This window comes from Dorea sp. MB18-49 (genome assembly GCF_023669465.1).
Taxonomy (GTDB): Bacteria; Bacillota; Clostridia; order Lachnospirales; family Lachnospiraceae; genus Dorea_A; species Dorea_A longicatena.
In genome coordinates this window covers 1-13,009 of record NZ_JAMOYX010000064.1, presented here as the reverse complement: position 1 = coordinate 13,009, position 13,009 = coordinate 1, and the positions used below count along the sequence as shown (strand labels likewise).

Here is a 13,009-nt window from a genome sequence, read left to right as displayed (position 1 = left end):
ATTGTAGAATATCACATATAATATTTTATAAATATTCAGTGAATGCTATGACAAGGAGGAGTACATAGATTCCCGAAGCAAAGAGAGAAGACGGAAGGTGCAAGTCTTCGTGAAGGATTTATGGAAGTAGCCTTTGAGCTGTGAACCGAAAGGATATAGATAAAGTGTAAGAATATCTGAGTAGACTTCAACGCAGTCCCAGCGTTATCAGGGAGGCAGTATCGGAAAGTGAAACCAGGATAAGGAAAACGTTCCTGTACTGAACAGAGAGCAGAAAGTAATTTCTGAATTTAGGTGGTAACACGGATGTAATATTCGCCCTGAGCTGACAGCTTGGGGTGTTTTTTTATTATATCCGGTATGAAAATGATCAGATTTCAAGGAGGTAGTATATGAAGAAGATCAGTGGCAATAAATTACTGGTAAAAGCACTGAGTGAAGAGCAGGTGGATACAATATTCGGTTATCCGGGAGCCTGTACAATTGACATCAGTGACGAACTTTATAAACAGGATTATACAAAGGTGATCCTTCCAAGGCAGGAAGTGGCATTGGTGCATGAAGCAGATGCTTATGCAAGATCAACGGGAAAAGTAGGTGTATGTCTTGTTACGAGCGGACCTGGAGCAACGAATCTTGTAACAGGACTTGCAACAGCATATTACGACAGTGTACCGCTTGTATGCTTTACAGGTCAGGTATCCAGACACCTGATCGGTAATGATGCATTTCAGGAAGTTGATATCGTAGGAATTACCAGAAGTATCACAAAGTATGGTGTAACAGTAAGAAACAGAGAAGATCTGGGACGTATTATTAAAGAAGCTTTTTATATTGCAAGAACAGGAAGGCCGGGCCCGGTACTGATCGATCTTCCAAAAGATGTGATGGGCGAACTTGGAAATGCCGAATATCCGAAGGAGGTAAATATCCGGGGATATAAACCGAATACACATGTTCATGTAGGACAGTTAAAACGTGCGATCAAGATGCTTTCAAAAGCAAAGAAACCATTATTCCTTGCCGGAGGAGGCGTTAATATCGCACATGCCAATGAAGAATTTACAAAACTGGTTGACATGACGAACGTTCCGGTAGTCACAACTGTTATGGGACGTGGAGCGATTTCGACGACACATCCTTTATATATTGGTAATCTTGGAATGCATGGCGCATATGCGTGTAATATGGCGGTAAATGAGTGTGATCTGTTATTCTCGATAGGAACCAGATTCAATGACAGAATTACCGGAAAGCTTCATTCATTTGCACCAAATGCACAGATTGTACATATTGATATTGATACAGCTGCAATTTCAAAAAACGTACAGGTAGATGTACCTATCGTGGCAGATGCAAAAGAGGCAGTATCAAAAATGCTGGAATATGTATCTGAGTGTGAGACGAAGAAGTGGCTTGTGACGATCGAAGAGTGGAAAGAGGAACATCCACTGATGATGAAGAAGAAACCAATCATGACACCACAGGATGTGATAGAAACGATCAACCGTATCTTTGATGAGGCAATTATTGTAACAGATGTTGGACAGCATCAGATGTTTACGGCACAGTTTATCGAGATCACGGAAAAGAAAAAACTTCTGATGTCCGGCGGTCTTGGAACTATGGGATATGGTATGCCGGGAGCTATCGGTGCGAAGATTGGTAATCCGGATGTGCCTGTTATTTCAATTTCGGGAGACGGAGGATTTCAGATGAACAGTCAGGAGCTCGCTACAGCGGTGCTTGAAGAACTCCCGATCATCAGTTGTATCTTCAATAATAATAATCTGGGTATGGTACGCCAGTGGCAGAAATTGTTCTATGGAAAGCGTTATTCGATGACCTGTCTTCGTTCCGGAGCAGCCTGCAGGGGAAAATGCGGAGAGGTAGAGTGTCCGACGTATACACCGGATTTCATGAAGCTGGCTGACAGCTATGGCGCAAAAGGAATTCATATTACAAAGAAAGAAGATATCGAACCTGCATTCAGAGAGGCAATGAAGAGTACAAAGACCCCATATATCCTTGAGTTCGACATTGATCCGGAGGATCTGGTGTATCCGATGGTAAAACCAGGTGGAACACTGGAAGACCTGATCATGGATTGTTAAGAAGACGAAAGGAGATAAAATAATGAATAATAATGGTATGAAAAAGCGCTGGATTTCATTATATGTAGAGAACCAGGTGGGAGTTCTGTCAAAGATTTCCGGTCTGTTTTCCGGAAAATCTTATAATCTGGACAGTCTGACTGTCGGTACGACAGAAGATCCGACTGTATCCAGAATGACGATCGCGACAGTCAGCGATGATGAGACATTTGAACAGATCAAAAAGCAGCTGAACCGTCTGGTTGAAGTGATCAAAGTAATTGATTTTACGGATGTCTTTGTACGTATGAAAGAAATCTTATATGTAAAAGTACGTAAATGCACGAAAGATGATAAAGTGGAATGCTTCCAGATTGCAGAGACGTTCAAGGCGAAGGTGATTGACTATGGGAAAGACAGTGTTCTCATGGAATTTGTTCAGACGGGGACCAAGAATGATGCAGTTATCAAACTGATGAAAGAAGAGTTTGAAAGTATCGAAGTTGTGCGCGGAGGAAGTGTTGGTATCGAATCGATCAGCATGATGGAAAGATAGAGATTCACGGTCGAAATAAATCGAAAATTAAAATGTATAATAAAAAAACAGAGTGCACTCTTGAATTTTGAAAACAGTAGTATTATAATAGGACAAGATGATAAATCAAACAGTTGTTAAAAGGACGGAGGAGTCAAAATGGAGAAGAAAAATATTGACTGGTCAAACATTGGATTTGGCTATATGAGGACAGACAAGAGATATGTTTCCAATTTTAAAAATGGAGCATGGGATGAAGGTACACTTACCTCCGATGACCAGATTACGATCAGTGAATGTGCAGGCGTACTTCAGTATGCACAGACATGTTTTGAAGGAATGAAAGCGTATACCACAGAAGATGGTCATATCGTAACATTCCGCCCGGATCTGAATGCAGCAAGAATGGCAGATTCAGCAGCAAGACTTGAAATGCCTGTATTCCCGGAAGATAGATTTGTAGATGCAATCAAACAGGTTGTAAAAGCGAATGCAGCTTATGTACCGCCATACGGATCAGGAGCAACATTATATGTAAGACCATATATGTTCGGTTCCAGTGCCGTTATCGGTGTAAAACCTGCAGAAGAATATCAGTTCCGTGTATTTGCTACACCAGTTGGACCATACTTCAAAGGTGGAGCAAAACCAATTACTATTAAAGTTTCTGATTTTGACCGTGCAGCACCGCATGGAACAGGTCATGTAAAAGCCGGACTGAACTATGCAATGAGCCTTCATGCAATCGTAACAGCACATGAAGAAGGATACGATGAGAACATGTATCTGGATGCAGCAACAAGAACGAAAGTAGAAGAGACTGGTGGAGCTAACTTCATCTTTGTAACAAAAGATAACAAAGTTGTAACACCAAAATCATCTACCATTCTTCCATCTATTACAAGACGTTCTCTGATGTATGTTGCAGAGCATTATCTTGGACTGGAAGTAGAAGAAAGAGAAGTTTACTTAGATGAACTTGGTGATTTTGCAGAGTGTGGACTTTGCGGTACAGCAGCAGTTATCTCTCCTGTAGGAAAGATCGTTGACCACGGCAAAGAGATCTGCTTCCCAAGCGGAATGGAAGAGATGGGACCTGTTACAAAGAAACTGTATGAGACATTAACAGGAATCCAGATGGGACATATTGAAGCTCCGGAAGGATGGATTTGCAAGATCTGCTAATACCAGATACCAGAAAAAGTATCAGGGCGGACATCCGGTGAAACGGATATAAAACGAAGATATTATAGAAGAGGCAGGGAACTGAGAATTTTCTCAGAACCTTGCCTCTTTTTGAAAATGCGTGTAAAGTATAGAAAGAATAATCAGGTGAAAGGGTTTGATGTATGAAGGATTTATTATTTTCAACACTGAAAGATTATAAAAAAGAATATCTTCCCAAGGATATCTTTTCGGGGATTATTATGGCTGCGGTGTCCATTCCTATTTCAATGGGATATGCACAGATTGCGGGACTTCCGGCAGTATATGGACTATATGGTTCGGTGTTCCCGATTCTGTTCTTTGCATTATTTTCAACGTCCAGGCAGTTTATCTTTGGGGTGGATGCGGCACCGGCAGCGATTGTTGGGGCAGCACTTGTGTCGCTTGGAATAGAAAACGGAAGTAAAGAGGCAATACAGTATGTGCCTGTGATCGCACTTCTTACGGGAATATGGCTATTGTTGTTTTACTTTTTGAAAGCAGGAAGAATCGTGGACTTTATATCAACACCGGTTATGGGCGGATTTATCAGTGGGATTGCGCTTACGATCATTTTAATGCAGATCCCGAAGATATTAGGCGGGAAAGCCGGATCCGGGGAACTTCCGGAACTTATCAGACATATTGCACAGACCGGTAAAGAGATTAACTGGTTGTCAGTGATACTTGGTGCAGGTGCGCTGATATTGCTTCGTGTGGCAGGAAAAATGATACCGAAATTTCCAATGGCAATTGTTATCATGGCAGCCGGAGTGGCGGCAACCAGAATATTCCATGTAGATGAATATGGTGTGGTCCTTCTTGATGCGGTGGGAAAAGGACTTCCGAAACTGGTCCATTTCCGGTTTGTGGGAATTGATCTGAGACAGGCTTTGGGAAGAAGTTTGATGATCGCGGCAGTTGTAATGGCGGAGACACTTTTGTCAGAGAATAATTTCGCAATGAAGAACGGATATAAGATCGATGAGAATCAGGAAATCCTTGCCTGTGCGATGGGAAATATCGCGGCGGCATGTGTAGGGTGCTGTCCGGTGAACGGAAGTATATCCAGAACATCTATGAATGAGCAGTATGAAGGAAAGACACAGGCAGTGTCTGTTGTGGCAGCAATTACAATGGCCCTGGTTCTTCTTGGCGCAACCGGGTTTATCGGCTATCTGCCGGTTCCGGTCCTTACAGCCATTGTAATTTCTGCACTGATGAATGTAGTAGAACTGCATCTGGCAGTACGCCTGTTCAGAGTGAGCCGTAATGAATTTTATATCTTTGTGGCGGCATGTGTAAGCGTGCTGGTTTTTGGAACTATCTATGGTGTGGTAATCGGACTTTTGCTGTCCTTTGTGGCGGTAGTGCTTCGAGCGACAAATCCACCGAGATCATTACGGGGAATGATTCCTGGAAAAGAAGCCTATTATGATCTGAAGAGAAACCGCAATGCATATCCGATCCGGCATACAGTGATATACCGTTTCAGCGAGAATCTGTTCTTTGCAAATATAAAAGTCTTCCAGACAGATATTGAGAACAGTATTAAGGAAGATACTAAGGTTGTGATCGTAGATGCGGCAGCAATCAACAGCATTGATATTACGGCGGCAGATCGCCTGGAGATGATGGCAGAGAATTTTGAAAGGAAAGGAATAAAGTTCTACATTACAGAACATTCCGAAAATGTGAATGAACAGATGAGAAAACTTGGGATCGGGCATCTGATTGAAGAAGGAAAGGTTAGAAGAACGATTCTTGCAGCGCTACAGGATGCCGGCATTCCGTCAATGGGAACAACCGCCGGTGCAGATAAAGCGCGGGACCCTTTGGTCTGGATGCCTTGGCAGCTGGAGATACCGGCGGCTGTTCATGCGGTACATGAGGCGATGGTTCCGGCAGAAGAGGAAAATACGCTGGAAGAATTTGCCTGGGCATTTGGAGATGATGCGGTTGAAGAAATGGAGAAGAAAGTACACCAGGTCATGGAACAGATTCACAAACTTCCGGATCTGGAAAGACTTGCAGACGTAGGGTTCGAAGAGAAACTCAAAAACTGGCATTCGCTGGGCGTTTTGGATGAAGATGAGATTTTAAGACGAATGGAAATGCATTTGGATGAACTTCCGGAGAATTTAAGAGGAGACAGAAAAGTGATCCTTCAGTTGATTGAAAAGAGAAGACGAAAGATCGAACAACAGCTGTTATTACATCATCCGGAAATTGTAGAACATTTGAAGAAGAGCCGGGAAAGACTGGAAAAGCGCCTGGAAAAACAGAATCCGGAGGCAGCCAGAAAACTGCATGAGTGGGAAGTGCAGATCAGGGAGAAGGAAGAGGAGTAACGGTAGAAAAAGTAATCACTGATTGAAAAATGTGTTGACATAAATGATTTACAGTGGTACAGTGATAGTGTTGTAAAAGATAATTAAATAGATAGACATAGAGAATTTGCCAATGGCAACTTTTCTTGCATACTTTGGGATATAGAAAGCGAAGAGGCTTACAGGATAGTGAGTCACTTCGCTTTTTTGCTCCCATGCATTCGCAAGGAGCTGTCGATGGCAGGTTCTGGGTATGTTATAGATATGAAAAATGACAAAATGTGATCTTTTACAGGATAGTATCAGATATATGGAAGAAGGGATGAGACAATGTCACATTTGGTAATTACAATTGGATGCGAATATGGAGCAAAGGGAAATCAGATTGGAAGGAAAATAGCAGAAGACCTGGGATTTCAGTTTTATGACAGAAATATAGTAGATGCAATTATTCATGAAGTTGGAATCCCCGGAGAAATCATGGAAAAGGTCGAAGAAGGCGTAACAATTGTTGGAAAAGGTGCAGAAGGAGAGGAACGAGGAGAGTTTTCACAATACGCAGATCTTACAAAACGTGCGATTCATGTACAGAAAACGATTATCCGCAAGTTGTCGGACAGAGAATCCTGTGTGATTATCGGTCGTTCCGCAGATTATATTCTAAAAGAACATAAGCCGATTTTAAGAGTCTTTATCTATTCGCCGGATGAAGTAAGGATAAAAAATGTAATGGAAAGTCATAAGGTTTCAGAGAAAGAAGCAAAACAGATTATTCTTGAAACGGATAAAAGGTACCATAAGCGTCACATGGCATTAACCGGAAGTAACCGAGGAGACCGACATAACAGAGATATCTTAATTGACAGTAGTCTGCTGGGAGTAGATGGAACAGCCCGATTAATTGAGACACTTGCAAAACAAGTAGAAAAACAGTAAGGAGTTGATTATATGAATAAGAAAAAATCAGATTTTGACAAGGTATTCAGTGCCTGGGACATTCTTGTGATTGCATTTGGTGCAATGATCGGATGGGGCTGGGTTGTATCGACCGGAGGATGGATTGAAAAAGGTGGTGTCGTTGGCGCGGCACTTGGATTTGCAATCGGTGGTGTTATGATATTTTTCGTAGGTCTTACTTATGCAGAGCTTACGGCGGCTATGCCACAGTGTGGAGGGGAACATGTCTTCAGTCACAGGGCAATGGGTCCGGTTGGTTCATTCGTGTGTACATGGGCGATCATTCTTGGATATGTCGGTGTTACATGTTTTGAAGCATGTGCATTTCCAACGATCATTACATATCTGTGTCCTGGATTCTTAAAGGGATACCTTTATACAGTAGCAGGGTTTGATATCTATGCATCCTGGCTGATCGTTGCGATCGTAGTAGCATTTCTGATCATGGTCATTAATATTATGGGAGCGAAGACAGCTGCGATCTTACAGACAATCTTAACGGTAATTATAGGTGGCGCAGGAATCCTGCTGATCATTGCATCTGTACTCAACGGAACAGTTGATAATCTGGACGGTCAGATATTTGCCGGAACAACCGGAGTATCGAATGTAAAAGCTGTTCTTGGTGTAGCAGTGCTTTCGCCATTTTATTTCATCGGATTTGACGTAATTCCGCAGGCATCGGAAGAAATCAATGTTCCACCGAAAAAGATCGGAAAAATGCTGATTCTTTCGGTCATCCTCGCCGTTATATTTTATTCGTTCGTTATTCTGGCTGTAGGTATGGTTCTGGATTCCGGAGCAATTGCAGCATCACAGAAAGGAACCGGACTTGTAACAGCAGATGCGATGGCTGTGGCATTCCGTACATCTGTTATGGCAAAGGTAATTATTGTTGGAGGAATGTGTGGAATTATTACATCATGGAATTCGTTTATGATCGGAGGATCACGTGCAATGTATTCCATGGCAGAGTCTTATATGATACCAAAAATGTTTTCAAAACTGCATCCAAAACATAAGACACCGATCAATGCACTGATACTGATCGGAGTGCTTACGATGCTGGCTCCATTTGCAGGAAGAGTTATGATGGTTTGGATCTGTGATGCAGGAAACTTTGGCTGCTGTATGGCCTACTGCATGGTATCTTTATCATTTTTAATCCTGAGAAAAAAAGAACCGGATATGCCAAGACCGTATAAAGTAAAGCATTACAAATTTGTAGGAACTATGGCGGTTCTGATGTCTGGATTCATGGTGTGTATGTACTGCATTCCGGGATCCGGCGGTAACTTAATCCTCCCTGAATGGGGAATGGTTGTGGCATGGAGTCTGCTTGGAGTAGTATTCTATGCAATTTGTAAGAGTAAATATAAAGAGGACTTTGGAAGTCTTGTAGAGCTTATTTCCGATGAAGATTCTGCTACGCTTATGCCGGAGGCAGATGAGGAGAAATTGGATGAGGTAATTGATCATGCGATAGATGTAGTACTTGGTGTTTAATTCATCACTTTGGATACCCGAATCTACATAAAAAGCAACCAGATCTTTCTGTGCAACTCCAGCCATGACTGCGAATGCACAGAAAGACCTGGTTGCTTTTTATTCTGTGTGTATCGAATGCGTAAGATATGACGAATGAAACGGAGGACGTAACCGTGAGTACTTACCATAAACACCGATAAACAGAATATAACAGTTGACAACAGTTCTGCACTGTTATATACTGTTAATAACGGAGGAATAACGTTATGAACATAATCATCAACCACTCATCCATGCAGCCCATCTATGAACAGATCATGGGACAGATTAAAGAAAGAATCATGCATGGGGAATTGAAGGAAGATACAGCACTTCCTTCTGTACGTACATTTGCAAAGGAATTGAAAGTCAGTGCACTGACGGTCAAGAAAGCCTATGATGGACTGGAAGAAGAAGGATTCATTGTTACAGTTCATGGGAAAGGCAGCTTCGTTGCCTGTGCGAACCAGGAGACGATGCTGGAAGAAAAGAAAAGAGAAGTCGAAGCTGATTTGGAGATGGCCATCCGGAAAGGCAGAAGCTGTGGCATGAGTGATCAGGAGATCAGGGAATTGTTTCAGATTGTTTTGGAGGATTAAAAGGATGGTAAAACTTGAAAAGGTAAAAAAGCAGTATAAGGATTTTGAACTGGATTGTTCTATGGAGATTAAGGAGGGCTGGATTACTGGTCTGGTCGGACAGAACGGAGCTGGAAAGAGCACTGCATTTAAAGCAATGCTTGGGCTTATCAGAAGTGATTCCGGAAAAATAGAAATTCTGGGAAAAACTCCGGAATTACTGGGAAAAGAAGAACGGGAACAGATTGGTGTGGTAATGGCAGGAAGTGGATTTAACGGATATTTGTCAATCAATGACCTGATCCCGATATTTGATGCAATGTATCAAAAATTTGATAAGGCATGGTTCCTGAAAGAGTGTGAAAAGTTTAAATTACCGCTTAAGAAAAAAATCAAAGAATTTTCAACTGGTATGAACAGAAAATTACAGATTCTTGCAGCACTTTCACATGATGCGAAACTATTGATCCTGGATGAACCGACGGCGGGACTGGATGTTGTGGCAAGGGAACAGATTCTTAATATGTTAAGGGAATATATGGAGACGCCGGGCAGAAGTATTCTGATCAGTTCACATATTTCCAGTGACTTGGAAGGATTTTGCGATGACCTGTATATGATTGATAATGGAAAGATTGTTCTGCATGAAGAAACAGACCGTCTACTGGAAGAATATGGTGTTTTGAAAGTATCCAAAGAACAGTATCAGGGACTGGATCATACGTATATTTTGAAAAAGCATAAAGATACATTTGGATACAGATGTCTTACGGACCAGAAACAGTTTTATCAGGAAAATTATCCGGGAATAGTAATCGAAAAAGGGAACATTGATGAGCTGATAATCATTATGATTCAGGGGGAAAAGATATGAAAGGATTATTGATAAAAGATTTTCGTTTGTTAAAAGGTCAGGTATATTTTCTGTTAATAGTAACGGGGTGTGTGATTGTTTTTATGATAAATGGAAGCGAAGCGTTTGGCGTGGCTTATGTATGTTCCATGGTGGCATTACTTTCACTTACAACAGTCAGTTATGATGAATATGAAAATGGTTCTGCATTTTTATTTACCTTACCGATTACAAAGAAAGATTATGTAAAAGAAAAATATCTCTTTGCTGGAATTTTGCTTCTGATCGGTTTGATAGTATCCATGATCATGTGGTACATTACAGCTGTGATAAAAACAGGGAATATTGCGTGGGATGACTGGATGAGTTGTTGTATCGGTGGAGTTACAGCAGGATTAATGATGGTTGCAGTTGCACTTCCGGCACAGTTAAAGTTTGGACCAGAAAGAGGAAGAATTGCGTTAGTTACAATAGTGTTATTGGCTGTTGCGTTAGGAATATTGATGCAAGAATTCACGAAAGGAACAAAGTTTGCACAGAGTGCAAAGCGTATATTGAATCAGATGGATAAATTGGGTACCAAAGGAATTTTGGGAGTTATTGTGATCATATGGGTTATCGTTGGTGTGATTTCTATGATAATCTCTATGCGGGTGATGGAGAAGAGAGAATTTTAATACGTGTGCGCTTTTGAGCATAATAGAAGGTAGAATTATAATGTAGAAAAAGCCTCGGAGAATCATAAGTAAATAATTCTCCGAGACTTTTTTTGTATTTATATCTATATTGGAAAGGGTTACCCTTTATGGGAAATATTTTAAAGATAGTTTAATCTTTCAAGGGTATTTAATACCATGTGGCGTCCGGCATCTGTTCCGTCGATGATACGTCTTGCGCGGAAAGAGTCACCGATGTTCAGAACTTCAACATCTTCGCCAACGAACGCTTCCTGAATGTCATTCCAGATTGGAGCGTTTGCTCTCATTCCGAGGCATACGAAACCATAGTCAAACGGAAGTTCTTCTTCTTTTCCGTCGTATTTTACGAGGAAGGAATGAGCATTTACCTTCTGAAGAGCTGTGTTGGTCATCTGTCTGACATGATGTTTTTCCATGCATTCTTTCATGCTTGATGTAGAAGAGGCATCCAGGCCGTTTCCAATGATTGACATCATTTCGATGATGGTTGTTTCAGCACCGCGTGGAGCAAAAAATTCAACAACGTCAAGTCCTACAGCACCACCACCGACAACTACGACTTTCTTGCCTGTCATGTCTTCCGGATAGTTCTTTAAGTTGGCAATCATATCCTTGATAGAATAAACGCTGGCATCTTTCTTTCCAAGGTTGTCATGCAGTCCTTCAATCGGTGGAAGAAGCGGTACAGAACCGGTTGAGTTTACAACAAGGTCGGGTTTGTATTTTTTGATCTCAGCAACAGTTGCATCGACTCCCGTTTTGATTGTCAGATTAGAAAGTTTTGATGCACGGTGTTTCAGGTAGGTTGGGAAATCAGCAAGTCTCTTCTTTGCAGGAATCTTTGAAATCTCAACAGACAGACCACCAACTTCTTTTTCTTTCTCTAATAATGTAACGTTGCATCCGACTTCTGCAGCAGTGCATGCGGCCTCAAGTCCTGCAGTTCCGGCACCGACAACTACAACGTTGCATGGTTTGTTTACTTTCTGTTTCTTATAAGCTTCTCCGTTGATCAGATCCGGGTTGATTGTACAACGAAGTGGTTTGTTACCGCCGATACGGTTACCAACACATCCTACATTACAAGAGATACATTTGCGGATATCACATACATCGCCATACTGTGCTTTATTACACCAGTCTGGGTCAGCAATCAGGCCACGTCCCATACCGATCAGGTCAGCGTCGCCTCTTGCAAGGATATCATCGGCAATCTTAGGATCCCGGATATTTCCGATAGCGATCGTTGGCTTTCCAAATTTATCGCGAACGGCTTTTGCCATGTATGAACGCCATCCGTCTTCCAGATAGTTGGCATCGATCTGATACTGGATAGAAGCATTCAGTCCTGCTGAAGTATCGTAGATATCAACTTCATCATTCAGATATTCGAGATATTCCAGACAATCTTCTACCGTATTACCGCCTTCGACGAGCTCATCTACACTAAGACGTAAAGAAATAGGAACTCTAGGTCCGACAGCCTTACGAACTTCGTCAATTATCATACGGCAGAAACGGGCACGGTTTTTGGCAGAGCCTCCAAATTCATCTGTACGGTCATTGGTGGTAGGAGATAAGAATTGGCTGATCAGGTAAGAGTGTCCGGCGTGGATCTCTACAACATCGAATCCGGCATTGACAGCTCTCTTTGCAGCTGTTCCATAATCTTTTGCAATACTTTCAATCTCTTCTTTAGAAAGTCCGCGAGGAATCTCTCCACCGGCTTTGGATGGAAAACGAGAAGCGGATACCGGCTGCATGCCGATTCTTGAACTCATTGCAGAAGCACCGGCATGGTTAATCTGAATTCCCATCAAAGCCCCCTGTCTGTGACAGGCTTCCGTTAATGTAAAAAGGCGTGGAATGTAGCAGTCCTTGTCAAGACGAAGCTGTGTAGTTCCGTTCGATCCTTCCGGATATTTTACACAGACGTTCTCAACCATGATAAGCCCTGTGCCGCCACGTGCACGCAGCTCATAATATTTGATATGTTCATCGCTCAGTTCCCCATCATGTCCGGCGAAGTCACTTCCCATAGGCATCATTACAACACGGTTTTTAAGTGTCATACCTCTGACTGTCAGAGGGCTGAATACGTGTGGAAAATTGTTTTTCATAGTTTATTATCCTCCATTAAAATCTGATTGTATTTGAGTTACTTCTCTCTATACCTCGATTATATGATTTTGTTAAATAAAAGACAAATTAGTATTTTTATGAAAGTTGATA

The 13,009-nt window shown here is 41.8% G+C and carries 10 protein-coding genes and 1 other annotated feature; of the genes, 9 read left to right on the top strand and 1 reads right to left on the bottom strand.

Annotated features, from left to right (window positions below; translation table 11 throughout):
• The first annotated feature begins 38 nt into the window (after positions 1 to 38).
• Positions 39 to 326 (top strand) — a binding site (T-box leader).
• A gap of 66 nt (positions 327 to 392) precedes the next feature.
• The 9 genes from ilvB (at position 393) to NCY30_RS13700 (ending at position 10,756) form a co-directional block, all read left to right on the top strand.
• Positions 393 to 2,114 carry a biosynthetic-type acetolactate synthase large subunit gene (gene ilvB, locus NCY30_RS13740; protein ID WP_250818818.1) on the top strand — a complete coding sequence of 574 codons (1,722 nt, stop codon included), beginning with the start codon at positions 393 to 395 and terminating at the stop codon, positions 2,112 to 2,114.
• Between the two features lie 22 nt (positions 2,115 to 2,136).
• Complete coding sequence (gene ilvN / locus NCY30_RS13735; protein WP_055214738.1) at positions 2,137 to 2,649, top strand: acetolactate synthase small subunit; 513 nt, start codon at positions 2,137 to 2,139, stop codon at positions 2,647 to 2,649.
• Between the two features lie 138 nt (positions 2,650 to 2,787).
• Positions 2,788 to 3,813 carry a branched-chain amino acid aminotransferase gene (locus NCY30_RS13730; RefSeq protein ID WP_195369166.1) on the top strand — a complete coding sequence of 342 codons (1,026 nt, stop codon included), beginning with the start codon at positions 2,788 to 2,790 and terminating at the stop codon, positions 3,811 to 3,813.
• A 164-nt stretch (positions 3,814 to 3,977) separates the two neighbouring features.
• Positions 3,978 to 6,185 carry a SulP family inorganic anion transporter gene (locus tag NCY30_RS13725; RefSeq protein WP_006427061.1) on the top strand — a complete coding sequence of 736 codons (2,208 nt, stop codon included), beginning with the start codon at positions 3,978 to 3,980 and terminating at the stop codon, positions 6,183 to 6,185.
• A gap of 309 nt (positions 6,186 to 6,494) precedes the next feature.
• Positions 6,495 to 7,100, top strand: coding sequence for a cytidylate kinase-like family protein (locus NCY30_RS13720; RefSeq protein ID WP_006427060.1), 606 nt, complete (start codon positions 6,495 to 6,497; stop codon positions 7,098 to 7,100).
• A gap of 12 nt (positions 7,101 to 7,112) precedes the next feature.
• On the top strand, positions 7,113 to 8,627 hold the full coding sequence (locus tag NCY30_RS13715; RefSeq protein WP_006427059.1) for an APC family permease: 1,515 nt from the start codon (positions 7,113 to 7,115) through the stop codon (positions 8,625 to 8,627).
• A 248-nt stretch (positions 8,628 to 8,875) separates the two neighbouring features.
• Positions 8,876 to 9,247 (top strand): GntR family transcriptional regulator, encoded by a 372-nt coding sequence (locus NCY30_RS13710; protein WP_022415020.1) that lies wholly within the window; start codon positions 8,876 to 8,878, stop codon positions 9,245 to 9,247.
• Positions 9,248 to 9,251: 4 nt separating this feature from the next.
• Complete coding sequence (locus tag NCY30_RS13705; protein WP_250818817.1) at positions 9,252 to 10,100, top strand: ATP-binding cassette domain-containing protein; 849 nt, start codon at positions 9,252 to 9,254, stop codon at positions 10,098 to 10,100.
• A complete protein-coding gene (locus tag NCY30_RS13700; RefSeq protein ID WP_250818816.1) occupies positions 10,097 to 10,756 on the top strand; it encodes an ABC-2 transporter permease in 660 nt (219 codons plus the stop codon). Before NCY30_RS13705 ends, NCY30_RS13700 begins: the two co-directional genes overlap by 4 nt.
• 140 nt (positions 10,757 to 10,896) lie before the next feature.
• On the opposite strand, the gene NCY30_RS13695 is transcribed toward NCY30_RS13700, so the two are convergent.
• Positions 10,897 to 12,897 (bottom strand): oxidoreductase, encoded by a 2,001-nt coding sequence (locus NCY30_RS13695; RefSeq protein ID WP_250818815.1) that lies wholly within the window; start codon positions 12,895 to 12,897, stop codon positions 10,897 to 10,899.
• Positions 12,898 to 13,009 lie beyond the last annotated feature (112 nt).